This is a genomic window from Kitasatospora sp. NPDC048715 (assembly GCF_043198905.1).
Lineage (GTDB): Bacteria > Actinomycetota > Actinomycetes > Streptomycetales > Streptomycetaceae > Kitasatospora > Kitasatospora lactacystinica.
This window is the reverse complement of the sequence record NZ_JBICVH010000012.1, coordinates 139,384-162,925: the sequence shown is the minus strand read 5'-3', so window position 1 is coordinate 162,925 and position 23,542 is coordinate 139,384. Positions and strand designations below refer to the sequence as shown.

Here is a 23,542-nt window from a genome sequence, read left to right as displayed (position 1 = left end):
ACGGCGTATCTGTCGGATACAACGTACACATCAGCGTGTACGCCGTCTACTGTGGATACGCCGTACACGCGAGGTGCTACGGTGGGCCCGACCCCAGTCGGAAGGAGCCCGCCCCGTGCCCGCTCAACAGGCCCCAGCCGGGGACACCCCCGCCGGCGACGACAGGCCCCCGGTCTCACTCTGGGAGCGCCTGGCCCGCCCGGCCCCCGCACCGCGCACCACCCTGACCCCGCAGCGGATCGCCGAGGCCGCCGTCGCCGTCGCCGACGCCGAGGGCCTGGAGGCCGTCACCATGCGCCGACTGGCCGCCGAACTCGGCGTCGCCCCGATGGCCGCCTACCGGTACGTCTCCGGCAAGGACGAGCTCATCGAGCTGATGGTCGACTTCGTCTACGGCCGGCTCCCGCTGGGCACCCCCGCCGAGGGCTGGCGGGACACCATGCGCGCCCTGGCCCTCAACCTGCGGGCCATGCACCTGGCCCACCCGTGGACCGTCCGGGCGGCCACCCCGTTCTCCCTCAGCCCCCACCAACTCGCCGTCCCCGAGCACGCGTTCGCCGCCCTGGCCGAACACGGCCTGGACGCCGACACCACCATGGCGGTGTTCCGCACCGTCACCGGCTACGTCCACGGCTCGGTCACCACCGAGGTCACCCTGAACGCCCTGCGCCGCGAGCGCGGCTGGTCCGACGGCGACCAGACCCGGGCCGGCCTCGCCCCCCGGATGAGCTGGCTGATGGACACCGGCCGCTACCCCAACTACCAGCGCTACCTCCACACGGCCACCCGCAAGGACGACCCCGACTGGCAGTTCGAGACCGGCCTCGACTGCGTCCTCGACGGCATCGCCGCCCACTTCGCCCTCTGACCGGCCCGCGTCGGAGGCCGGCCGGGCCGGTGCCCTACTCCCCGGCCTCCAGCCGCGCGGCGACAGCACCCAGCCGCCCCATCGCACGGGCCACGCCCAGGCCGTCCATGTAGTCCCGGACGTGCACCAGCAGCCCGTCCCGGGCCCGCATCACCAGCAGGCCCGGCACGGTGAACGGCTCGCCGGTGCCGGCGTGCGTCCCGACCACCTGCTGCTCGACGGTGAGCACCTCCGGATCGGCGCCCGGGTGGACGGCCACCTCCCGGATCTCCCGCGGCCGCGCCGCACTCGGGCCCCAGATCGCGCGGTACCCGGCCCGGATCTCCTCCCGTCCCCGGTACCGCTCGGGCACCCCGGGGAACAGGAACGGGAACTCGTGCACCCCGTCCTCCGCGTAGAGGTCGGCCAGGGCGTCCGCGTCCAGGTCGAGCATCGCCCGCCGGTAGCGGGCGAGCAGGTCGAGCGGGCCGGTGGCGTTGTCGGGCATGACGGGAATCCCCTCGTACGGCACGGAAGTCGGCGGCCTCGATCGGGCCCGCCGCCCGCAAGCCCAACAGACGGGACCACCGACGGCAACCGGGTTCCGCGAACTCGCCGCCGCCGCACGGGAAGTCGGCCCGGCCGACTTCCCGCGCAGGGGCGGCCGCCCTACCGCCGGGCGGGGAGCGCCAGGAAGGCCAGGCCGGCGGCGAGGACGGCGAGTCCGCACCAGGAGAGCGCCGGCAGGCGCTCGCCCAGGGCGGCCACGCCGAGCACCGCCGCGACGGCCGGTTCGGCGAGGGTCAGGGTGGTGGCGGTCTGGGCGCTGGTGTGCCGCAGGCCGTGGCCGAACAGCCAGTACGCGAGGAAGGTGGTGACCACCGCGAGGTGCAGCACCACGCCCGCCCCGCGCGCCGAGGCGAGCCACTCCAGGTCACCCGCGAGCAGCACCGGCAGCACGATCAGTGCGCCACCGCCGAACATCGCGCCCATCACCCCGCCCGAGGGGTGCCCGGCCGTGATCAGCCGCCCGCCGATCAGCGAGTACCCGGCGTACGAGAGCCCCGAGAGCGCCGCCAGCAGCACCCCCAGCGGGTCCACCGCACCGCCGCCCCCGGCGAGTTCGGGGCCCAGCACCAGGAGCGCGCAGCCGAGCACGGCCAGCGCCGTGGCCCCGGCCCACCGCCCGCCCGGCCGCCCCTGCCGGGTGAGCCAGCCGAGCAGCCCGGTGAACACCGGCGCGCTGCCGAGCGCGATCACGGTGGCCACCGCCACGCCCGTACGGCCCACCGCCGGGTAGAAGGTGACCGGATACCCGGCCACCGCGACCGCGCCGGCGGCGAGCAGCCACCGTTCGCGCGGCCCGCACACCCGGGGCAGCGCGCGGGCGGCGCGGTCGGTGAGGAGCAGCAGCAGCCCGCCGAGCACCAGCCCGGCGGCCCCGATCCCCGCCGCCGGGGCCCCGCCGGGCGCCAGCGAACTGGCCGTCCCGGTGGTGCCCCAGAGGACGGCGGCGATCAGGATCGGCCCCGCGCCACCGCGCGGGCGGGTGCGGCGGGGAGCCGTGGGAAGGGAACGGGCGGGCGAGGACAAACGATTCGGCACAGTCGTGGACTTCCGTCGTCGAAAACCGTCGGGGGAACTGGTTCCGAGAACGGGCGCACGCCGTCGGCCCACGGCGGCCGCCATCGGGCCGGGCCGGGGTCGCGGGGGGTCAGGCCACCGAAGCGCGCGCCCGATCAGGCGCTGAGCGGTGGCAGCACGACGTGCCAGTACAGGTTCACGGGCCCGATGCTATCCGCCCGCGCAGGAACCCGCGTAGGAAGTCGACGGGCCCGACTTCCTGCGCGGCCGCTACCGGAACAGGCCGGGCCGGAACGGGCCGGGGGCGCAGGCGCCCCACCCGCCCCCAGGACGCCGCCCCGCCCCTCCCGGGGGCGCGTCGCCCCACGCGTGCACCGACTGCCGGCCCGGGCCGCGACGTCCGGACGTAGCGGACCGTTCATCCACCCCTACGCTGAGTACCGACCCGTCGACACATGCCGGAAGGACCCGCCCGTGCGCCGCTCCCGCCTCGCGTTGTCCCTGGTCCTGACCACCGTGGTCGCCTCCGGCCTGGTCGCCGTCGACACCGTTCAGGACGAGCCGTACCTGTCCGTCAGCCTGCCGGTGCTCCGCGACCCGCAGGCCCAGCAGCTGCTCCACCGCATGACGGACCCGGTGCAGGACTGGGTGGAGTCCGGGGATCCGGCGGCCGTCGGCTATGCCGGGACGGTGATCGACCCGGCGAACCAGCACGCCGACATCTACTGGAAGGGCGAGGCCCCGGCCGAGGTCCGTTCCCTGCTCGACGCGAACGCCGCGAGCGCCGGCCCCGGCTACACCGTCGACGTCCACCGGAGCCCGTACTCCCGCGCCGAGATGCGCGCCGCGATCGACCGGTTCACCGCCGCCGTGGCGCGCGACGCGTGGACGTCGATCGGCCCGCAGGAGGACGGCACCGCCATCGCGATCACGTACGCGCGGGCGAAGGCGAAGCAGCTGACCGGCGGTGACACGGCCGTGCAGGCGTACTCCCGGCAGGCCGCCGAGATCGCCGGGATGCCGGTGACGGCCGGCGTCGAGGAGACCCCGGTCGCGCTGTCCGGCAGCCGGCACTCCGACAGCGCGCCGCACTACGCGGGTGCCGAGGTGAGCACCGGAAAGGCGTCGTTCTGCTCGACGGCGTTCAGCGGCTGGAAGGGCGGGACGAAGGTGGTACTGACCGCCGCGCACTGCGGCGGCGGCCGGTACTACAACGGCACCGGGAGCTACATCGGCGACCTGTCCTCGGTCGGGGACGGCCTGGACGTCGGCATGATCGCGATCAGCGGGAGCGGCGGCGGCCGGTTCTACGACGGCGCCTGGTCGGACAGGGGCGGCTCGTCCCGGCACACCTACGGGGCCGGGCGGAACAACGTCGGGGACCTGATCTGCCTCAGCGGTGCCCAGTCGGGGTGGAAGTGCGACGTGCAGATCAAGCGGGTCGACGTGGAGACGACGAACGACGAGGGCACGAGGATCAAGCCGGTGGACGTCGCGGAGTCGAAGGGCGGCGACCGCCGGGCGATCGCCGCGAAGGGCGACAGCGGCGGCCCGGCACTGGCGAACCCGTCCGGCCCGAACGGCGACATGGAGGCCCGCGGCGTGATCGTGGCCGCCCGGTCGGAGGTCGGCTGCCCGGCCGGCTCCACGGCGCACCCGACGACCTGCTACGCGCAGGTGATGTACGTGCCGATGACCCCGGTGGTGAACCGGATGGGCTTCTCGATCTCCTGACCCCGGGCTGTCGTCCATGGGCCGCGCAGCGTGAGAAGTCGGCCGGGCCGACTTCCTGCGCGGCGGACCTCAGGTAGCGGGGCCGGGCTCGAAGGCGACGGAAACGGGCGAGGGCCCCGGGCGTGAACGCCGGGGCTCCTCGATCGGCACTGCTCACGGTCATCGCACGGCCGGGTGCGGGGATCCGATCGGCCAGCGCGGGCCGGTGTCCGGGGCGCCCTGCCACGCCCACTGGGAGTCGGGGGTGACGGTGATGCCGTAGTCGTACAGCTCGGGACGCCCCAGGTCCTCCCACTGGGACCAGGCGGCCAGCAGTTCGTCGCCGAGGCGGCGCGGCCCGCCCTGGAGGAGCAGCGGCCGACCATCCGTGCCCGGGCGGATCTCGGCCCATGAGCGGTCCCCGTCGTGGACCAGGGCGGCCGGCCCGTCCGCGCGCTGTTCGGTGAACAGCACGGCCTCCGGGACGGCGACGCGCAGCGCGAACCGGAGGTGCCAGTCCTCCAGGCCGGCCGGGTCGCGGTCCAGTGCCCGGCGGGTCTCGGGTTCGGCGTCGCCACGCACCTGCGCGTACGCGGCGGGGCCGGTGCCCGGCTGGGCCGGGCCGGTCCGGTCGCCCATGAACTGGGCCAGGCCGTGGACCCAGCCGTGGGCGGCGGCACCGTCGTCGGCGACGGTCAGGGCGACGTACCCCAGCCGGCCCCAGGGGTAGACGATCCGTCCGCCCGGCCGGACCGCCGCCACCCAGGACCAGGGGACGGTCTCGACGGCGTAGGCGGCGTGGAGGCGGTCGACCGGACCGCCGCCCGGCACCCCGCCGCCGGTACCGTCCCCTGCCGCCGCCTCGACGTCGAGCCCGGCGTCCGCGAGCCTGGCCCGGGCGAACGCGGCCAGGTGCTCGTCGACCTCGGTGGTGACCACCCGGCCCGGCCCGGCCCGCCAGGCGGACAGCGCCGCAGTCCAGCCCTGCCCGGTGCCGATGTCCCACACCCGGTGCCCCGGCTCCACCCGGAGGCTGTCCAGCATGTCCGCCACCACGGAGGGTGCGGACAGCGACGACGACGGGAGGCCGCCGGTGAGCTGGGTGACGGCTGGCGCATCGACGCCGGAGTACAGCTCGGCGGCCCACCTGTCCCGGTCCTCCGCGCGGTCGATCGGCACGTAGGACCGGCCGTCCCACCGCCACAACCGGTCCGGCGCGAACCGGTCGCGCGGCAGCACGGCGAAGGCGTCGCGCAGCCACGGCGAGCCGGCCGGCCACGCGCCGCACCGCTCCATCTCGGTGTGCAGGCCTGCCCGGTGCCCGGTCAAGCCCCCGTCGTCGCTCGTCATCACTTCTTGTGCTTGCCGTTGCTCGGCGGCGGAACTTCGACCTTGCTGTCGCTGTTGTTCGGCGGCGGCGTTCCCTGCCCGGGGTCCGGCGGTTGCTTCTCGTGCTCACCCATCGCAGCGTCCCTTCGGTCGGGTCCAACGGTCGGTGACCAATCTGGCGCGGCACCGCACCAGCCGGTAGTGGCGTGCGGGAGCGGCTGGGGGCGCGTGCGCGCGTGTGTCCCGCCGGACGCCGCGAGGAACACCCGGGCCGTCAGGTGGCCTTCGCCCTGTTCGGAGAGCATCATCATGGTTCGCTCTGGATGCAGGCTTGGTTGCCGACGGCCCCACTGGGAATGCGGCTGCCACCGGAGGCGTCGGCGCCCGGAAATCCCCGGCGGGCCTTCCGGGCGCTGCCGTAGGATCCGGCCCCGTGCAGAGTGACGATACGACCGCTTCCGGGAGTGCCCAGGGGGCCGAGAAGCCCAGCGGCCTCCGGGCGATCTGGGCGAACACCCTGGAGCCGGTGGCTCCGCTGCCCTGGCACCGGCGGGTACCGCGCAAGGCTCTGATCGCGGGGGTCGTGGTCGTCGGCCTGTTCGCCGCGCTGACCGTCGCGGCGGTGACCGGGGCCGGCGCCCCGACACGGCACCGGATCGTGCTCGCGGACCGGATCGGCGACCAGGTGCGGCTCCCGGACGAGGGCAGCACCCTGGCCCTGCGCGCCGACTACGAGCGGCGGATGACGGCCCTGCGGCCGTACCGGGAGCTGACGGTGGCCGGCTACGGCGCCGCCGGGTCGACCAGGACCACGCTGATCGTGATCGGGCTGACCGGCAGCTACCCGGACGTCCGGCGGGAGCTGGACAAGTACTTCGGCAGGCTGACGATGAGCGACCCGTCGGGTGAGACGGTGGTCGACCGCCAGGACTACCCGGTCGGCCCTCTCGGCGGCGCGCTGGACTGCGCGGTGCTCGACCTCCCGGCCGCGTTCCAGACCACCTGCGCCTGGGCGGACGGCAACACCGTCGGCATCGTCGTCGACGAGACGGGCGCCAGTGAGCCCGAGGAACTGGCCCGGCGCACGCTGGACATCCGGGCCGCCGTCGAGGTCGAGGCGAAGAAATGACCGACGGCCCGGCCGGAACTGTCGGACACGCCTTGGGGTCGCCGGAATGAAACCCGACCTTGTGGACCCGGCAACGGTCACCACGGAGATGGCCGTGCAGATTCGCACGTGGCGAGTCGACGAGGAGTTCAGCTGGCGCGCCGTGGCCCGGGCCGCCACCGACCTGTGGGGCTCCGAGTACGGCAGCAACCAGATCTACGGCAGGGACCTCTGCGCGGCCGCCGCGAAGGTGCTGGGCGAAGACCCCGACGGGGAACCGTGGAACTGACCCGGGGGGGGTGAGCACAGAAAGTCGGGCGGGCCGACTTCCTGTGCGGGCGGCGAACCTTGTGGTCAGTCCCGGGCCGGCGGCGGGGACCACAGGCCCAACCACTGGTCGGCGCCGAAGGCCTCGAAGCGCTCCACCTCGGTGAAGCCCAGCTTCGCCGCGAGGCGCATCGAGGGGAGGTTCGCGGTCTGGGTGGCGAGCACCACCGGCTCGCCGGGGAGCACGCCGGCGAACCAGTCGAGTGCCGCCGCACATGCCTCGGCAGCGTAGCCGCGCCCCCACGCCCGCGGCAGGAACAGGTAGCCGAGTTCGGCCCTCTCGCCGACCCGGCCGACGCGCCCCGCCTCCTTGCGCAGCAGGACCTGGCCGATCGTCTCCCCGTCGAGATCGACCGCGAGGACGCCGGGGCTCCTGCTGGGAACCCCGGGCATCTCGCGCTCGATCTCGTCACGCGGCCGGGCCCCACCGAGGTAGGTGTTCACCTCCGGCGAGGCCAGCAGCTCGATGAACGCCGCACGGTCCCGGACCTCGGGCTCGCGGAGCACGAGCCGCTCGGTCCTGATCGGGGCGGACGGCGGCCAGGGAAGGGGGCGCACGGTGGTCTCCTGATCCTCTCGGGCGGCGACTTCCGGCGCCGTCGAAGATCAGGACGCGCTCCGGCGCGACGCCAGTTGCGTGCGCCCGGAGGACGGGCTCAGCCGTGCGGGTTGGCCGGGGTGGGGAGGGCCAGTTCGCACCAGACGGTCTTGCCGATGTAGCCCTCACCGCGCAGGTGGGCACCCCAGGAGGTGGAGAGGGAGGCGACGAGTCCGAGGCCACGGCCCGACTCGTCGTCGAGGGTCGCGTGGCGCAGGGTCGGGAGGTTGGCGTTCGCATCGGAGACCTCGATGCGGAGGAGGGAGTCGGTGGGGAGGAGGACGCGGACGCCGATCATCCGGTCGCGCTGGGAGCGGGCGTGACGGCAGGCGTTGGTGACGAGTTCGCTGAGGAGGACGAGCCCGGTCTCGGCGGAGTCGACGGGCACCTCCCACTCGAAGGCCTGCCGGATGAAACGGATCCGGGCACGGCCGGCGCTGCGAGGGAGGCGGGGGAACATCCACTCGACGACATCGACGGGGTGAGTGAGCATCAGAGTCCTTGGGGGGGCGTACGGACGGCTTCACTCGGGAGAGCTGAGTTCGGCCATTTCACCCTTCAAGCGTCGGCAGCCGGGCATAGCCTCAGCAGTAACGCGATATGTACAGCGACAGCTTGAACCGCCCTGTGACCAGGGCAGGAAGGAGCACGGGGGCCGTGAGCACGCCGAAGGAGAACCCGATGTCGTGGAAGTACTGCGGCGATCAGCTCAAGCGGTGGCGTGCGAAGGCGGGCGTGACCCGGGAGCAGCTGAGCAAGGCGGCCTGCTACGACATCGAGAGCGTGCGGTCGATGGAAGCGGGGAGGCGGCGGCCGTCGCTCAAGCTGCTTCAGGCGGCGGATGAACTCTGCGACGCGAAGGGGATGCTGCTGGGAGCGGCGGACTATCTGGCGCCGGAGAAGTTCCCCTCCTACTCGCAGGGCTACACGGATGCAGAGAGCGTGGCGATCGCGATCCAGTGGTTCGAAGGGCTACTCATCCCCGGACTGCTCCAGACCGAAGAGTACGCCCGAGAGCTACTGAGCCACAGTTGCCCTCCCCTGGACGACGAAACCGTCGATGCACGAGTGGCGGCGCGACTCCAGCGCCAGGAAAGGCTGAATCGCTCGATGACTGTGATGTTCAGCTTCGTCGTCTACGAAGCCGCACTACGGTCAATGGTCGGCGGACGAGCATGCATGAAGCGGCAGCTCCATCACCTGCTGGAGGTCGGCAAGTTGCGTAATGTGTCAGTACAGGTGCTTCCTGTCGGACGCGGCGCTTACCAGGGACTCGGCGGCTCTCTGATCCTGCTGGAGTCCCCCGAGCACGAACACTTCGCTTACATCGAGGGGCAAGAAACCGGGGTTCTGTACGCGGACCCGGACAAGGTAAGCGTCCTGAACCGCCGCCATGGCATGATCAGCCAGCAGGCACTCGGTGCCGAGGACTCAGCGGACTTCATCAGAAAGGTAGCGGAGGAGCTTTGAGCGACCACGAGTGGTTCAAGTCCAGCTACAGCAACGATCAAGGCGGCGCATGCGTCGAAGTCGCCCCCTCCCCCACCACCATCCACGTCCGCGACTCCAAGGACAAGGCCGGTCCGACCCTCGCCTTCTCCCCCGCCGCCTGGTCCGCCTTCGTTGCCTTCGCGGCCGAAGCTCAAGCGGCACGAGCCGAGTGACCCTTTAATGGAACGGTGAGGTAATAACCTCCCCAACCACCGTCGCACACAGCACATATGACTTATCGTCATCGCTTCGCCACAGCCGGTTCCCCCGTGTAGCGTGCGCACCAACGAAACAACCCCCGCCGGTGTTACCAGCACCGAACGGGGGTCTGACCGGCACGATCGATCGGACTCGATCCTGTGGCTACCCACGACTGTACCGCCATGGCCGCACCCGGGTACGGCAAGCAGTCCGCCCCCGAGCAACTTCCCCGCTCCGCGCGCGACTTCGCCGACCTTCCGGCGCGCGAGGCGTACCTCGCCTCGCTCATCGACCACCTCCCCGACGGCGCCGCCATGGACGCGAAGACCCTCGCCGTCCTCCAGCCCCACTACGGGCAGATGGCCTGCCGTTCGGCCCTCACCAGGCTCTCCGCCGCAGGTCACCTGCGTCGCGTCCGCGAGCGGGTCGGCGACCGGCAGTGCCGCTGGGTGTTCCGCACCTACTTCTCCCGCACTCCCCGCTCGGACGGCTGGTGGGCGCGCTTCCTCGCCACCGGGGAGACGTCAATGCCCGCCGCGCCCGATCCCCCTGTCGAGCGAACGCGCAACCGCACCTCCCCCGCCTCGGCCGCGTACGCCGCCCTCGCCGGCCTCGGCCTGGTCGACCACCGCCTCGCCCTCTCCGCCGCCGACTGCGCCGCGCTCGAACCGCTGGCCGCCGAGTGGCTGGACCGAGGGGCCACCATCCCGCTCTTCACCGCCGCGCTCACCGCGAGCCTGCCGCCGGACATCCACAGTCCGGCGGGCTTCACCCGGCGCCGCCTGATCGACAAGCTGCCCCCGGACCGCCAACCCGAGGAGCGGCCCCGCCAACCGGTCCGCGTCTCCGAGTGCACCGACTGCCGGACCCCCTGCCGACCGCAGGTCCTCCTCGGCGGCCTCTGCCGCGCCTGCCGCAGCGGCAGTGGAACCGCGACCCCACCGCCCCGCTCCGGCGGCCTCTCCCCGACCGCCGTCCGCGCGCACGCCGCGCGAGCCCGCCAAGCCATGGTCACATCGCCGCGATCGTGAATATTCACAGGCAATGGCGTTAACCTATGCAAAATCCAAAGGTGAACTAGGTAACAAGCCTTGCATTCCAAGACGCCTGGTTTGCCCGCATGCTGAGATCCGTGCGATAGTCGAAGCAGCCCAACGGCGGGCGACACCGCACGCCGCCCTGGGCCGATGACTTCGGCGGGCCCGACCTGGCACTGCCGACGCCCATCGCGCGGCACGCACCCCCTTGGCCGGCGCGATGACCTGCAAGGGCCCCCGCCCGCCGGACCACGGCGAATCCGGGGGCCTTGCGTGTTTTCCGGGGAAGCCATTCGCGCCACCCGGACCCCAGAGCCGCGCGGACCCCAGAGCCACCCGGGCCCCTGAGCGGCCCGCCCCGACCCTCAGGGCCGCTCGCGCACCTTCAGCTCGAACCAGACGCCCTTGCCCCGCGGCAGCAGGTCCGCCCCCCAGCGGTCGGCGAGGTCGTCGACGATCTTCAGCCCCCGCCCCCGCTCGTTCACCGGCCTGGCCTCGGCGAGGATCATGCAGGGCAGCGCCCGGGAGGAGTCCCGGACCTCGATCCGGAGCCAGCCGGGCTTGCGGCTGACGTGCAGGCCGATGGTGCGCCCGGCCGCGTGCCGCACCGCGTTGGCGACCAGCTCGCTGGTGAGCAACTCCCCGGCCTCCAGGTGCTGGTGGAGCTCCCAGGACTCCAGGACGGAGAGCACCAGTCTGCGGGCCACCGGGCCGGACTCCGGCCGGGACGGCAGCCGCACCTCGTTGGGCGCCGACTGGTCGCACAGTCTGCCGGAGTACAGCTCCTCCAGCTCCTCGGAGGTGAGCCGTTCCAGCGCCGAGAGCCCGCCGCCCTGGACGTCGATCCAGGAAACCTCGGCCACCGCGCCGACCCCGGGAACCGATGACTGATCTGCTTCGCCCCAACCCGCCATGCGGACCATCATTGCGGAACGCAAGCAGCCGCGTACGGACAATGAGCAAACGATCTCCGCGAGTCGGCATATGCCGGAAGCAAGAAGGGGTCACCCGGGCCGACTTCCGTCAATCCCGGGTTGACCCCTCACGCGCCTCAGCAGCCGGTCACCAGTTGCTCCACGGCATGTTCCAACCGCTCAGCCCGTTCGCCGGGTCGAGCGTCTCCTTCCGGATCGAGTTCTTCACGACCATCACGTCGCCGACCAGCGAGCCGTCGTAGAACTTGCCCATGGAGGTGTTGGCGCCGCCGCCCTCGACGTCCTTGAGGCCCACGCAGCCGTGGCTGACGTTGTCCTCGCCGAAGGTGCTGCTGCTGCTCCAGTAGTTGCCGTGCACGTACGTGCCGGAGTCGGTGAGCCGCATCGAGTGCGGGACCTGGAGGTCGTACGGCGCGCCGGTCATCCCGGGCAGGGTGCTGGACTGCATCCGCACCACGCCCTCCTTGGACATGACCACCATCGTGCCGTTCCAGGTGGGGTGTTCGGGTGCTCCGGCGCTGATGTCGATGTCGCTCGACGCACCGTCCCGTACGACCGTCATCTTGTGTGCCGCGGCGTCAACCGTCGAAACCTGGGACCGCCCGATCGTGAAGGGCTCGTCCCGGTCCGCGCCGTACACCCCCGGGGCGATCTCGACGCTCTTGAGCCGGTAGTGCACGACCACCTTGGTCCCGGGCGCCCAGTACTGCTCCGGGCGGAAGTCCAGCCGACGGTCGTTGAACCAGTGGCCCTTGACCACGGTGCCGTTGTCGGTCTGGAAGGTGATGCCCCGCAGGACCTCGTCCTTGTTCTTGACGTCCTTGCCGAAGTTCACCGAGACGATCATGCCGACGCCGTACGTGGCGTCGTTGTCCACGTTGTCGGAGGCCTTGACGAGCGCCGTCGGCGTCAGCGTGGTGAAGCTGCTGTCCGCCGTGGCGACCGCGCCGTTCGCGTCCGCGGCCATCGCGCTGACCTGGTAGGCGGTGCCCACCTCCAGGCCGGCCGTGGGCGTCCAGGAGGCGCCGTCGGCGGAGATGGTGCCGGGGACCTCCTTTCCGGCCTTGTCGCTCACCTTGACGGTGGTGAGCCTGCCCCCGGTCGCGCCGATCCTGAGCGCGTTCGGCGCCACGTCCACCGAACCGGCCTTGGGCTCGATGCTCACGGCGGCCGTGGAGACCTTCGGCACCGCGCTGGTGGGCGCCGCCGCGGGCGCCGTCGCCGCGGGCGTGGCAGCGGCCGCGCCGGCCCCCAGATCGGCCTTGGCCGCGCTGCCCCCCGTACCCCCGCCGCCCCCGCCGCAGGCCGCCGTCAGCGTCATCGCCCCGCCGACCAGACCGACCGCCACCACTCTGCGTATCGACCTCAACGTCGATTCCCTCCCTCAGAAGATCCGAGAAACTCCCCGTGGACCCGACGGACCCGACCGGTTGCACGCATCCGGCCACCGGAAAGGTTGCGCCACGCGTGGGGCTCGTCGCCCCGGAAACCGCGGCGGCCCGACCCCAACGGGTGAGGATCGGGCCGCGCGGCGAAGGACTCGCCGGAGGGCCCGGGTATCCGGGCCCTCCGGCGGGTAGGGCCTACCAGTTGGCCCAGTCCACGTTCCAGCCGCCCAGCCCGTTGGAGGGCGCGACGGTCTTCTCCTTGGTGTTCACGACCTTGATCGGGTCGCCGATCATCGAGTCGTTGAAGAACTTGCCCGCGACCGAGCTGTCGCTGCCGCCCTTCACGTCCTGCATCGACACGCAGCCGTGGCTCGCGTTGGTCTTGCCGAACGGGCTGGCCCAGTAGTTGCCGTGCACGAAGGTGCCGGAGGTGGTCAGCCGCATCGCGTGCGGCACGTCCTGGATGTCGTACTCGCCGCCGAGACCGACGGTCTGCGAGTTCATCCGGGTGACCTTCTCCTTGGACATGACCACCATCGTCCCGCCCCAGGACGGCGTGGCGTCCGCGCCCAGGGTGACCGGCAGGGTGGCGCTCTGGCCGTCCCGCTCGACGGTCATCTGGTGCGACTTGGCGTCCGCGGTGGAGATCATCGACCGGCCGATGGTGAACGGCTCGTCCTTGTCCACGTCGCCGTAGATGCCGGGCGCGACCTCGACGTTCTTCAGCCGGTACTTGACGGTCACCTTGGTGCCCGGCGCCCAGTACTGCTCCGGGCGGAAGTCCACCCGGCGGTCGCCGAACCAGTGGCCCTTGACCACGGTGCCGTTGCTGGACTCGATGCTGATGCCCTTGACGACGGCGTCCTTGTTCTTGACGTCCTTGTTGAAGTTCACCGAGACGATCATGCCGACGCCGTAGGTGGCGCCGTCGCTGATGTTGTCGTTGGTGGCGATCTTCTTGTCCGGCGTCAGGGTGGTGAACGAGGTGGTGGACGCGGCCACCAGGCCCTCGCCGTCCTTCGCCTGCGCGTTCACCTTGTACGCCATGCCGACCGCGAGCGCCCCCGCGGGCTTCCAGCCGGCACCGTCCGGGGTGATCGCCCCCTCGACCGGCTTGCCGTCCTTGTCGGTCACCTCGACCGTGGTGAGCTTGCCGTTGGAGACGGACACCTGGAGCCCGTTCGGCGGAACGTCCTGGGCACCGTCCTTCGGCTCGACGGCGAGCACCGCGGCCGAGGGCTTCGGCGTGGCCGACCCGCCCCCGTCCGCCGCGGCCGACGCCGAGGCCCCACCGCCGGCCGCCGAACCGCCCGAACCACCCGAACCGCTGCCCTTGTCGTCATTGCAGGCGGCGGTGAGCAGCAGCACCCCTCCCATGACCAGCGCCATCGCACTCCTGCGCCCGTAGCGGTTGGTGGTGCGTATCGCTGCGCCGGCCGTCTTACCCGTCTTCACGGTTTCTCCCCTCCCGGTATTCACTCACTTGACGCGCTGAGTGCCCCCATGAGTTGCACCGTCCGGCCGATCTTTCCGGCCGGACCCCGGACGCGCCGGAGCAGGATAACTAAGCCTTCCGAGTGAAAGCTGAGGGGAGTCGGGTTGACGGCGTGTGAAGCAGCCGTGAAGTCGGGACGGAACGGGACGGAAGCCCCCTCGGGCCCCTGGACGGCCCTTACGGCACGGACGCCACGGCCGGAACGGACGGCGTGAACGACGGCACGGCCGGAACGGACACCAGGGCCGACGGCCCGGCCGGCCCGGACACCGCGGCCGACGGAAGCCCGGCCGACGGAACCCCGGACTCGGCCGCCCCCACCGACGCCGCCTGCGGCAGCGCGCTCCCCGCCACCCACTGCTCCCACGGCACGTTCCAGCCGTTGAGCCCGTTCTGCGGCGGCACGAAGTCCCCGGACGAGGCCGTCACCTCCAGCACGTCCCCCGGGATGGTGTGCTCGAACAGCCAGCCCGCCGGGGAGTCCTTGCTCGCCCCGCCCTTGGCGTCGGCCAGCCCGATGCAGCCGTGGCTGGTGTTGGCGGCGCCGAACACCCTCTGGTCCGCCCAGTAGTTGCCGTGCACGAAGGTGCCGGAGGTGGTGAGCCGCATGGCGTGCGGGACGTCCTTGATGTCGTACTCGTCGCCCATGCCGACGGTCTGCGAGTCCATCCGGGTCACCTTGTACTTCTCCGACACCACCATCACGCCCCGGTAGGTGGAGTGGTCCCGGCTGCCGCCGGAGACCTTGAGCACCCGGACCACCGGGCCGCCCTGGCCGGCCCGGACGGTCAGGGTGTGGGCGTCCAGGTCGACGGTGGAGACCTGCGCCCGGCCGACGGTGAAGTGCAGGTCCCGGCTCTGGGTGCCGAACTCCCCCGGCGCTCCCTGCACGTCCTTGAGCCGCAGCGCCACCGTGACCCTGGTGCCGGCCGCCCAGTACTGCTGCGGGCGGAAGTCCAGCCGCTGGCCGCCGAACCAGTGCGCGGCCACCGGCACCGGCGGGTCGGCGGCGACCTGGACGGCCTTCTCCACCGCCGCCCGGTCGGTGATCGGACGGCTGAAGCGCAGCGAGACCGGCATGCCGACGCCGACCGTGGAGCCGTCCTCCGGGGTGAAGAAGGCCACGAAGGTGTGCGCCCGGGCGACGGTCGTGAACGCCGAGTGCTGGGCCGCCTTCTGGCCCTGGTCGTCCTCTGCGACGGAGTCCAGGGTGAACGCGGTGCCGAGCGGCAGCGGGCCGTCCGGCGCCCAGCCGGTGCCGTCCGGGGCGATCGTGCCGGGCACCTCGGTGCCCTTGGCGTCGGCCAGCCGGACGGAGACCAGCCGGCCCTGCGCGGCGTTCACCCGGACGGCGCCCTCCGGCTGCACGTCCTGCGCGCCGTCGGCCGGCGTCACGGTGAGCACCGCCCGGGACGGCGCCGCCGGCGCGGTGCGCCCACCGGCCGCGGCCGCGTCCCCGTCCGGCGCGGCCGTGGAGCCACCGCCGCCGCAACCCGTCAGGACGGCCAGGCAGCAGGCCACCGCCGCCGCGCCCCGCGCCCACACCCGTCCTCGGCGCCGCATCCCGGGGCCCTCCCACTGTTCGCGTCCGACGCCGGGAACAACGAGGCGCATCGACGCGGGGACACGCCGATCGCTCCGGAATCCCCCCGTTCCGTCAACCCGCCACCCTGGCCGCCATCCGCCGGTAAGCCCCCGTTCAACGGCTTCCGATCTGCGCAATCCGGGAAGGAGAAGGTGAACGGGGTCCGGGACACCCCGCCCAGGGAGGGTGCGGCCATGGCGTCAGGGCAGGAGCTGGAAGCCGGGGTACGGCCGGTCGGCGGTCCGCACCGCACCGCCGAACCGCCCTGGCCCGGCAGCTGGCAGCCGCTCGGCGCCCGCTGCCGCACCGACCGGCGCGGCCGCCGGGGCACCAACTTCGCGCTCTGGGCGGCCGGCGCCGAGGCCGTCGAGCTGTGCCTGTTCGACGAGGACGGCCGGGAGAGCCGGCACCACCTCACCGAGCAGGACGTCCAGGTCTGGCACGGCTTCCTCCCCGGCGTGCGCCCCGGCACCCGCTACGGCTTCCGCGTGCACGGCCGCTGGGACCCGTGGACCGGCGCCCGCTGGAACCCGGCCAAGCTGCTGCTCGACCCGTACGCCCGTGCCGTGGACGGCTGTTACACCTCGCACGACGCCGTCTGCTCCGCCGTCCGCAACTGGCCCGAGGCGGACGTCGCCGACACCGTCCGGGACAACCGCGACTCCGCGCCGTACGTGCCCAGATCCGTGGTCGTCCACGACGACGACGACTGGTCCGACGACCACCGCCCGAGGACCCCGTGGGCCGAGACGGTGCTCTACGAACTGCACGTGCGCGGCTTCACCATGCGCCACCCCGAGGTCCCGCCGCAGCTGCGCGGCACCTACGCCGGCCTCGCCCACCCCGCCGCCGTCGCCCACCTCACCCGCCTCGGGGTGACCGCCGTCGAGCTGCTGCCGGTGCACCAGCACGCCAGCGAGGACCACCTGCAGGCCCGCGGACTGGTCAACTACTGGGGCTACAACACGATCGGCTACTTCGCCCCGCACGCCGGCTACTCCGCCTCCGGCTCCCGCGGCGGCCAGGTCGGCGAGTTCAAGCGGATGGTCCGCGCCCTGCACGCCGCCGGGATCGAGGTGATCCTGGACGTGGTGTTCAACCACACCGCCGAGGGCGGCGCACTCGGCCCGGCGCTCTCGCTGCGCGGCATCGACAACGCCGCCTACTACCGCCTCCCGCCCAACCGCCCCCGCGGCTACGCCGACTACACCGGCTGCGGCAACACCCTGGACACCCGCCGCCCCCAGGTGATCCGGCTGATCACCGACTCGCTGCGCTACTGGGTCGCCGAGATGGGCGTGGACGGCTTCCGCTTCGACCTGGCCGCCGCGCTGGCCCGCGGCGGCCCGAACGGCGGCGACGCCGTCGACATGGACCACCCCTTCCTCGCCGCCGTCGCCCAGGACCCCCTGCTCAGCCGGGTGAAGCTGATCGCCGAGCCCTGGGACGTGGGCCCGGGCGGCTACCAGGTCGGCGGCTTCCCCTCGCTGTGGGCCGAGTGGAACGACAAGTACCGCGACACCGTCCGGGACTTCTGGCGCGGCGCCCGCCCGGACGTGCGCGAGCTCGGCTACCGCCTCTCCGGCTCCTCCGACCTCTACCAGCGGGCCGGCCGCCGCCCGGGCGCCTCGGTCAACTACGTGACGGCGCACGACGGTTTCACCCTGCGCGACCTGGTCTCCTACGACCGCAAGCACAACGAGGCCAACGGCGAGGACAACCGGGACGGCACCGAGGACAACCGCTCCTGGAACCACGGCGCCGAGGGCGAGACCGCCGACCCGGCGGTCAACTCCCTGCGCCTGCGCCAGCTGCGCAACCTGACGGCCACCCTGCTGCTCTCCGCCGGCGTCCCGATGATCACCGCCGGCGACGAGCTGGGCCGCACCCAGGGCGGCAACAACAACGCCTACTGCCAGGACAACGAGGTCGGCTGGCTGGACTGGTCGCTGCTGGAGCAGCCCGGCTGGCAGGAGCTGTGCGAACTCACCGCCCGGCTGGTCCGGCTGCGCCGGGCCCACCCGGTGCTGCGCCGCCGGGCGTTCTTCTCCGGCCGCGCCACCGCCCCCGGCGGCCGGCCCGACCTCGTCTGGTTCACCCCGCGGGGCACCGAGATGACCGAGGCCGACTGGTTCGCGCCGACCGCCTGCCTCGGCATGCTGCTCTGCGGCACCGCGCTGTCCGAACGGGACGAGGCCGGGCTGCCGCTCAGCGACGACAGCTTCCTGCTGCTGCTCAACGCGGGCCACGAACCGGTGGTGTTCACCCTGCCCGACGAGCCCCGCGCGGCGCCGGCCGCCGGGCGGGAGGCGATGACCGGTCGGGAGACGGCGGCCGGGCGGGAGACGGCGGCCGGCTGGGAGACGGTGGTCGACACCGCCGCGGGCCCGGACGGACCGTGCCCGCGCGGCGCCGTCGTGCTCGGCGGACGCTCGCTGCGGCTGCTGCGCGCGCCCGCCGTCTGAGGGCTTGGGCTCAGCCGCGGGCGTGCCCGAGCTCGACGTTCTCCAGCACCCCGATCGCGTCCGGCACCAGCACCGCCGCCGAGTAGTAGGTGCTGACCAGGTAGGAGGCGATCGCCTTCTCGTCGATGCCCATGAACCGCACGTTCAGGCCCGGCTCCAGCTCGTCCGGGATGCCGACCTGGGTGAGGCCGACCACGCCCTGGTTGTCCTCGCCGACGCGCATCGCGATGAACGCGGTGGTCTGCTGGTCGGACACCGGGATCTTGTTGCACGGGAAGATCGGCACCCCGCGCCAGGTCGGCCGCTGCTTGCCGAGGACGTCGACGGTGGACGGGTAGACGCCGGCCCGGTTGCACTCCCGCTCGAAGGCCGCGATCGCCCGCGGGTGGGCGAACAGGTAGTCGGTGTCACGGCGCATGCTCAGCAGCTCGTCCAGGTCGTCCGGGGTGGGCGCCCCGGCGCGGGTCTGGATCCGCTGGTCGAAGTCGGCGTTGCCGAGCAGGCCGAACTCCGGGTTGTTGATGATCTCGTGCTCCTGCCGCTCCCGCAGGGCCTCGACGGTCAGCCGCAGCTGCTCCTCGGTCTGGTTCATCGGCTGGTTGTAGAGGTCCGCGACCCGGGTGTGCACCTTGAGCACGGTCTGCGCGACGCTCAGCTCGTACTCGCGCGGCTTCAGCTCGTAGTCCACGAAGGCGCCGGGCAGCTCGTACTCGCCCCGGTGGCCGGCCGAGAGGTCGATCCTCGCCTCGCCGTGCTCGTTCTGCGCCTGCGCGACGTCGGCGGCGAAGCCCAGCAGCTGCTCGCGCAGCGGCTCGGAGCGGCCGATCAGCTCCTGGAGCACCGGCCAGGACAGCGTCATCGCGACCCCGGAGGTGTTCGCCCGCACGGTGTACGGCCAGGTGCCGCCGCCCTCGGTGATCGCCTCGTCGCCGAGGTGGTCGCCGTCCGCGAGCGAGCCGAGCACGGTCTGCTCGCCGTACTTGCCGGTGCCGATCCGGTCCACCTTGCCGTGCGCGATCAGGAACACCTCCTCGATCGGCTCCCCCTCCCGCACCAGCACGTCGCCCTGCGCGAAGTCCCGCTGCACGAACCGGCGGGCCATCTCGGCCAGCACCTCCTCGTCCTCGAAACCGCGCAGCGCCGGAACCTCGGCCAGCGAGGGGGCGATCACCGTCACCGCGGAGCCGGTCTTCGCGAAGCTCACCCGGCCCTGCCCGGGGGCGAAGCTCAGCCGCCGGTTGACCCGGTAGGTGCCCGCGCTGACCTGCACCCACGGCAGCATCCTCAGCAGCCAGCGGGAGGTGATCTCCTGCATCTGCGGCTTCGACTTGGTCGTCGTCGCCAGGTTCCGCGCCGCGGTCGTGCTGAGGCTGAGCTGGGCCCGTACCTGCACGATTGCGGAGCCGGGCCCCGGGGTGGGTTCGGTTTCGACCGTCATGTGTGCACTCCTGTCACTCGCGCATCAAAAGGCATCCGTCAGGAGGTGTCATCGGCCGATCAGCAGGGCGCTCGCAAGAGGCGCACGGCGCACTCCTCCCCGCACGAACGGCTGCGCGCGCCCCCCGTCCTTGGCGCCCAACCCGGCCATTCGGGTGGCCGGTTCTCGGCGGGCCGCACCGACAGGCGCGAAAAACCGGATGAGAAGTGACGGGCTCTGTGCCTACCCTCACCGCGATGGCCGAGAACAGGCAGGACCACGACAACCCGCCCCAGGGAAGCCCCCGAACCGACGGCCCCGGGGAGCCCGGCAGAACCGGCGAACCCGACGGAACCGGCCGGACCGGGACCGGGCCGCGGCACTCCGCGGTCCGCTCCCTGCTGCGCCTGTGGCCGTACGCCCGCGCCGTCCGCGGCCGGCTGGCCGTCTCGGTGACGGCCGCGACGCTCGCCATGCTGAGCACCCTCGCCGTCCCGGTGGTCCTCGGCCGGATCGTGGACGGCCCGGTCGCCGAGCGCGACCTCGCCGGCCTCTGGCCCCTGGTCGGCCTGCTGCTGATCCTCGGCCTGGTCGAGTCGGCGCTGTTCTACACCCGCCGGGTGGTGCTGGCCCGCCCGCTGGCCGGGCTGGAGACGGCGATGCGCGGGGACCTCTTCGCCAAGCTCCAGCGGCTGCCGGTCTCCTTCCACGACCGCTGGGGCTCCGGCCAGTTGCTCTCCCGGGCCACCGCCGACATGTACACCATGCGGCTGTTCCTGGCCTTCCCGCTGGTCTTCCTGATCGTCAACTCGGTGATGTTCCTGGCCGGCACGGTACTGATGTTCACCCAGGACTGGCGGCTCGCCCTGATCGCCCTGATCCCGGTCGTCCCGCTGTTCGTGGTCACCCGGCGGTTCGAGACCGGCTACTCCGGCGCCACCCGGCGCGCCCAGGACCAGAACGGGGACCTCGCCACCGTGGTCGAGGAGTCCGTCCTCGGCATCCGCATCCTCAAGGCCTTCGGCCGCCACCGCTCGATGGCCGAGCGCTTCCGCGCCCAGTCCCAGGAGCTGCGCCGCACCGAGCTGCGCAAGGCGCACCTGCTCGCCAACCTGTGGGCGATCACCGTCGGCCTGCCGGAGATCGCGCTGGGCTGCGCCCTCGCCGTCGGCGCCTACCTGGTGGCGAACGACGGCCTGAGCGCCGGCACCCTGGTCGCCTTCCTCTCCACCGCGCTCGCGCTGCGCTGGCCCGTCGAGTCGCTCGGCTGGCTGCTCGCCTACGGCAACGACGCGGCCACCGCCACCGACCGCTTCTTCGAAGTGATGGACGAGCCGGAGACCCCGGACCCGGGCACCGCCGCCGAACTCGCCGCCGCGGACGGCATCCGCTTCACCGGCGTCCGCTTCCGCTACCCCGACGCCCCCGGGGACAGCCCCGACCTGCTGGCCGGCATCGACCTGCACGTCCGCAGCGGCGAGACGATGGCCCTGGTCGGCGCCACCGGCAGCGGCAAGACCACGCTCACCGCCCTGCTCCCCCGGCTGTACGACGCCACCGCCGGCACCATCACGCTGGACGGCCGGGACGTCCGCGAGCTGCCCCGGCAGCGGCTGCGCGAACTCGTCGCGGTCGCCTTCGAGGAGCCCACCCTGTTCTCCGCCACCGTCCGGGAGAACGTCCTGATGGGCGCCCCGGGCGCCGGCGAGGAGCAGCTGCGCACCGCCCTCGCCACCGCCCAGGCCGGCTTCGTCGAGAAGCTCCCGCAGGGCCCGGACACCGAGGTCGGCGAGCAGGGGCTGAGCCTGTCCGGCGGCCAGCGCCAGCGCCTCGCGCTGGCCCGCGCGGTGGTCGGCGACCCGGCCTTCCTGGTGCTGGACGACCCGCTCTCCGCCCTGGACGTGCACACCGAGGCCCTGGTCGAGCGGGCGCTGCGCGAGGTCCTCGGCACCACCACCGCCCTGGTCGTCGCCCACCGCCCCAGCACCGTGCTGCTCGCCGACCGGGTCGCGGTGCTGGCCGACGGCCGGATCGCGGCCGTCGGCACCCACCAGGAGCTGCTGCGCGACTGCGCGCACTACCGAGAACTGATGTCGGGCGAGGCCGCCCCGGTGCCCGAGGGCTCCCTCGCGTCGAATGGAGGGCACGCATGACCACCACCGCCGAACCCGTCCGGACCGGGCCCGCCGAGCCGGCCGAGGAGGAGCTGCCCGCGCCTCCCGCCGACGAGGAGGACATCCCCGTCCCGCCGGGTGCTCCCCGGGCGCTGCTGCGCTCGCTGCTCGGCCCGCACCGGGCCCGGATCACCATCGCGATGGTGATCATCCTGGTCCAGCAGGCCGCGCTCCAGTCCGGGCCGCTGCTGGTCGCGGTGGCGATGGACCGCGGCATCCCGGCGCTGCGCGAGCACGACTCCGGCCCGCTGATCGCGGTGGTCGCGGCCTACCTGTTCTGCGCGCTGCTCAGCCCGGTGCTGCAGTGGGCCTTCATCAAGATCAGCGCCCGGGTCAACCAGGACATCGTGCTGGAGCTGCGCGGCCGGATCTTCCGGCACGCCCAGCGGCTCAGCCTGGACTTCCACGAGCGCTACACCTCGGGCCGGATCATCTCCCGCGCCACCAGCGACATCGACGCGCTGCGCGAGCTGCTCTCCGAGGGCCTGCAGGAACTGCTGACGGTCTTCCTGTCGGTCTGCTACATCTCGGTGCTGCTGCTGGTGCTGGACTGGCGGCTCGGCCTGGTCTCGCTGGCGGCCTTCCTGCCGCTGGCCCTGATCGCCCGCTCCTTCCGTCACCGCTCGCGCCGGGTCTACCGGCGCTCGCGCACCTCGGCGGCCTCGCTGATCGTCCGCTTCACCGAGACCATGAACGGCATCCGTCCGGTGCAGGCCTTCCGCCGCGAGAAGGCCAACGACGCCGCCTTCGCCGTGGTCAACCAGCAGTCCGCCACCGCGACGGCGGACGGCCTGCTGGAGATCGCCCGCTACGTCGGCCTCTCCCGCGCCACCGCCAACCTGTGGACCACCGGCGTGGTGCTGCTCGGCGCCTACCTGGTCGTGGACGACGCGCTGGAGCTGGGCGTGCTCACCGCCTTCGCGCTCTACCTGCGCCGGCTCTTCGACCCGATCGACCAGCTGGCGATGTTCCTGAACAGCTACCAGTCGGCCGCCGCCGCCCTGGAGAAGATCTCCGGCCTGCTCGCCCACGAGCCGACCGTCGCCGAGCCGGCCGAGCCCGTCGAGCTGCCCCGGGCCGACGGCAAGGGCCGGGCGGTGGCCTTCGAGGGCACCCGCTTCGCCTACCGGACCGGCAAGGAGGTGCTGCCGCCCTTCGACCTGTCGATCCCGGCCGGGCAGACGGTGGCGGTGGTCGGCGCGACCGGCGCGGGCAAGTCGACGGTCGCCAAGCTGCTGGCCCGCTTCTACGACCCGACCGACGGCCGGATCCGGCTGGACGGCGTGGAGCTGCGCGACCTGGCCACCCCCGAGCTGCGGCGCGGGGTGGTGATGGTCACCCAGGAGTCCTTCCTGTTCTCCGGCACCGTCGCCGAGAACATCGCGATCGGCCGCCCCGGCGCCACCCGCGCGGAGGTCGAGCAGGCCGCCCGCGACATCGGCGCGTACGGGTTCATCGCCGCCCTGCCGGACGGCTTCGACACCGACGTGCGCAAGCGCGGCGGCCGGATCTCGGCCGGCCAGCGCCAGCTGGTGGCCTTCGCCCGCGCCCTGCTGGCCGACCCGGCGGTGCTGATCCTGGACGAGGCGACCAGCTCGCTGGACGTCCCCGGGGAGCAGGCCGTGCAGCGGGCGATGCGCACCGTGCTGGCCGGCCGGACGGCGGTGATCATCGCCCACCGGCTCTCCACCGTGGAGATCGCCGACCGTGTCCTGGTGATGGATCAGGGCCGGATCGTGGAAGATGGCTCCCCACAGGAGCTGATCGACGGCTCCGGCCGTTTCGCCGCCCTCCACCGGGCCTGGCGGGACAGCCTGGTCTAGGGCCCTCCGGGCCCCCATGAATGTG

20 protein-coding genes are annotated in these 23,542 nt (G+C 72.8%); 10 read left to right on the top strand and 10 right to left on the bottom strand.

Features of this window, described 5'->3' with window-relative positions:
* The first annotated feature begins 115 nt into the window (after positions 1 to 115).
* Complete coding sequence (locus ACGFSC_RS23240) at positions 116 to 868, top strand: TetR/AcrR family transcriptional regulator (RefSeq protein ID WP_359901471.1); 753 nt, start codon at positions 116 to 118, stop codon at positions 866 to 868.
* Between the two features lie 34 nt (positions 869 to 902).
* Here ACGFSC_RS23240 and ACGFSC_RS23235 read toward each other — a convergent pair whose 3' ends face one another.
* Both ACGFSC_RS23235 and ACGFSC_RS23230 read right to left on the bottom strand, forming a co-directional pair.
* Positions 903 to 1,355: a nuclear transport factor 2 family protein gene (locus ACGFSC_RS23235; RefSeq protein ID WP_359901468.1), complete on the bottom strand. Its 453-nt coding sequence runs from the start codon at positions 1,353 to 1,355 to the stop codon at positions 903 to 905.
* Between the two features lie 161 nt (positions 1,356 to 1,516).
* Entirely contained in the window at positions 1,517 to 2,452 is a 936-nt protein-coding gene (locus tag ACGFSC_RS23230; RefSeq protein WP_359901466.1) for an EamA family transporter, read from the bottom strand.
* A gap of 453 nt (positions 2,453 to 2,905) precedes the next feature.
* On the opposite strand from ACGFSC_RS23230, the gene ACGFSC_RS23225 reads away from it, so the two are divergent.
* Entirely contained in the window at positions 2,906 to 4,165 is a 1,260-nt protein-coding gene (locus tag ACGFSC_RS23225) for a hypothetical protein (RefSeq protein ID WP_359901463.1), read from the top strand.
* Between the two features lie 159 nt (positions 4,166 to 4,324).
* Here the strand turns inward: ACGFSC_RS23225 and ACGFSC_RS23220 are convergent, their stop codons facing one another.
* Positions 4,325 to 5,494: a protein-L-isoaspartate O-methyltransferase gene (locus tag ACGFSC_RS23220; protein ID WP_359901460.1), complete on the bottom strand. Its 1,170-nt coding sequence runs from the start codon at positions 5,492 to 5,494 to the stop codon at positions 4,325 to 4,327.
* Positions 5,495 to 5,906: 412 nt separating this feature from the next.
* On the opposite strand from ACGFSC_RS23220, the gene ACGFSC_RS23215 reads away from it, so the two are divergent.
* Together ACGFSC_RS23215 and ACGFSC_RS23210 are read left to right on the top strand one after the other, a co-directional pair.
* Positions 5,907 to 6,602: a hypothetical protein gene (locus ACGFSC_RS23215; protein WP_359901457.1), complete on the top strand. Its 696-nt coding sequence runs from the start codon at positions 5,907 to 5,909 to the stop codon at positions 6,600 to 6,602.
* Positions 6,603 to 6,696: 94 nt separating this feature from the next.
* Complete coding sequence (locus ACGFSC_RS23210) at positions 6,697 to 6,870, top strand: hypothetical protein (protein WP_359901454.1); 174 nt, start codon at positions 6,697 to 6,699, stop codon at positions 6,868 to 6,870.
* Between the two features lie 65 nt (positions 6,871 to 6,935).
* Here the strand turns inward: ACGFSC_RS23210 and ACGFSC_RS23205 are convergent, their stop codons facing one another.
* A complete protein-coding gene (locus ACGFSC_RS23205) occupies positions 6,936 to 7,466 on the bottom strand; it encodes a GNAT family N-acetyltransferase (protein ID WP_359901451.1) in 531 nt (176 codons plus the stop codon).
* A 98-nt stretch (positions 7,467 to 7,564) separates the two neighbouring features.
* The gene (locus ACGFSC_RS23200) at positions 7,565 to 7,999 is read right to left on the bottom strand and encodes an ATP-binding protein (protein ID WP_359901449.1); all 435 of its coding nucleotides are present in this window, start codon (positions 7,997 to 7,999) and stop codon (positions 7,565 to 7,567) included.
* Positions 8,000 to 8,163: 164 nt separating this feature from the next.
* Between ACGFSC_RS23200 and ACGFSC_RS23195 the strand changes: the two genes are divergently transcribed.
* The 3 genes from ACGFSC_RS23195 (at position 8,164) to ACGFSC_RS23185 (ending at position 10,229) form a co-directional block, all read left to right on the top strand.
* Positions 8,164 to 8,976, top strand: coding sequence for a helix-turn-helix transcriptional regulator (locus tag ACGFSC_RS23195; protein ID WP_359901446.1), 813 nt, complete (start codon positions 8,164 to 8,166; stop codon positions 8,974 to 8,976).
* The gene (locus ACGFSC_RS23190; RefSeq protein ID WP_359901443.1) at positions 8,973 to 9,170 is read left to right on the top strand and encodes a DUF397 domain-containing protein; all 198 of its coding nucleotides are present in this window, start codon (positions 8,973 to 8,975) and stop codon (positions 9,168 to 9,170) included. Before ACGFSC_RS23195 ends, ACGFSC_RS23190 begins: the two co-directional genes overlap by 4 nt.
* A gap of 210 nt (positions 9,171 to 9,380) precedes the next feature.
* Positions 9,381 to 10,229 (top strand): hypothetical protein, encoded by an 849-nt coding sequence (locus ACGFSC_RS23185; RefSeq protein ID WP_359901440.1) that lies wholly within the window; start codon positions 9,381 to 9,383, stop codon positions 10,227 to 10,229.
* A gap of 371 nt (positions 10,230 to 10,600) precedes the next feature.
* Here ACGFSC_RS23185 and ACGFSC_RS23180 read toward each other — a convergent pair whose 3' ends face one another.
* The 4 genes from ACGFSC_RS23180 to ACGFSC_RS23165 all read right to left on the bottom strand — a co-directional run bounded on the left by ACGFSC_RS23180 (position 10,601) and on the right by ACGFSC_RS23165 (position 15,616).
* Complete coding sequence (locus ACGFSC_RS23180; protein ID WP_359901437.1) at positions 10,601 to 11,098, bottom strand: ATP-binding protein; 498 nt, start codon at positions 11,096 to 11,098, stop codon at positions 10,601 to 10,603.
* 199 nt (positions 11,099 to 11,297) lie between these two features.
* Entirely contained in the window at positions 11,298 to 12,539 is a 1,242-nt protein-coding gene (locus ACGFSC_RS23175; protein WP_359901434.1) for an Ig-like domain-containing protein, read from the bottom strand.
* A gap of 214 nt (positions 12,540 to 12,753) precedes the next feature.
* Entirely contained in the window at positions 12,754 to 14,013 is a 1,260-nt protein-coding gene (locus ACGFSC_RS23170; protein WP_359901431.1) for an Ig-like domain-containing protein, read from the bottom strand.
* Between the two features lie 217 nt (positions 14,014 to 14,230).
* Positions 14,231 to 15,616 (bottom strand): Ig-like domain-containing protein, encoded by a 1,386-nt coding sequence (locus tag ACGFSC_RS23165; RefSeq protein WP_359901429.1) that lies wholly within the window; start codon positions 15,614 to 15,616, stop codon positions 14,231 to 14,233.
* A 216-nt stretch (positions 15,617 to 15,832) separates the two neighbouring features.
* On the opposite strand from ACGFSC_RS23165, the gene glgX reads away from it, so the two are divergent.
* A complete protein-coding gene (gene glgX, locus ACGFSC_RS23160) occupies positions 15,833 to 18,103 on the top strand; it encodes a glycogen debranching protein GlgX (RefSeq protein WP_359901426.1) in 2,271 nt (756 codons plus the stop codon).
* Positions 18,104 to 18,113: 10 nt separating this feature from the next.
* Here the strand turns inward: glgX and ACGFSC_RS23155 are convergent, their stop codons facing one another.
* Complete coding sequence (locus ACGFSC_RS23155) at positions 18,114 to 19,541, bottom strand: family 2B encapsulin nanocompartment shell protein (RefSeq protein ID WP_359901423.1); 1,428 nt, start codon at positions 19,539 to 19,541, stop codon at positions 18,114 to 18,116.
* Between the two features lie 236 nt (positions 19,542 to 19,777).
* On the opposite strand from ACGFSC_RS23155, the gene ACGFSC_RS23150 reads away from it, so the two are divergent.
* Both ACGFSC_RS23150 and ACGFSC_RS23145 read left to right on the top strand, forming a co-directional pair.
* A complete protein-coding gene (locus ACGFSC_RS23150) occupies positions 19,778 to 21,673 on the top strand; it encodes an ABC transporter ATP-binding protein (RefSeq protein WP_359901421.1) in 1,896 nt (631 codons plus the stop codon).
* Complete coding sequence (locus ACGFSC_RS23145; protein WP_359901418.1) at positions 21,670 to 23,517, top strand: ABC transporter ATP-binding protein; 1,848 nt, start codon at positions 21,670 to 21,672, stop codon at positions 23,515 to 23,517. Before ACGFSC_RS23150 ends, ACGFSC_RS23145 begins: the two co-directional genes overlap by 4 nt.
* Positions 23,518 to 23,542 lie beyond the last annotated feature (25 nt).

Bases quoted from the DNA above. Each gene is read 5' to 3' on its own strand.
- ACGFSC_RS23155 (WP_359901423.1), bottom strand. From the start codon at position 19,541: ATGACGGTCGAAACCGAACCCACCCCGGGGCCCGGCTCCGCAATCGTG.
- ACGFSC_RS23150 (WP_359901421.1), top strand. From the start codon at position 19,778: ATGGCCGAGAACAGGCAGGACCACGACAACCCGCCCCAGGGAAGCCCC.
- ACGFSC_RS23185 (WP_359901440.1), top strand. From the start codon at position 9,381: ATGGCCGCACCCGGGTACGGCAAGCAGTCCGCCCCCGAGCAACTTCCC.
- ACGFSC_RS23235 (WP_359901468.1), bottom strand. From the start codon at position 1,355: ATGCCCGACAACGCCACCGGCCCGCTCGACCTGCTCGCCCGCTACCGG.
- ACGFSC_RS23200 (WP_359901449.1), bottom strand. From the start codon at position 7,999: ATGCTCACTCACCCCGTCGATGTCGTCGAGTGGATGTTCCCCCGCCTC.
- ACGFSC_RS23145 (WP_359901418.1), top strand. From the start codon at position 21,670: ATGACCACCACCGCCGAACCCGTCCGGACCGGGCCCGCCGAGCCGGCC.
- ACGFSC_RS23165 (WP_359901429.1), bottom strand. From the start codon at position 15,616: ATGCGGCGCCGAGGACGGGTGTGGGCGCGGGGCGCGGCGGCGGTGGCC.
- ACGFSC_RS23220 (WP_359901460.1), bottom strand. From the start codon at position 5,494: ATGACGAGCGACGACGGGGGCTTGACCGGGCACCGGGCAGGCCTGCAC.
- glgX (WP_359901426.1), top strand. From the start codon at position 15,833: ATGGCGTCAGGGCAGGAGCTGGAAGCCGGGGTACGGCCGGTCGGCGGT.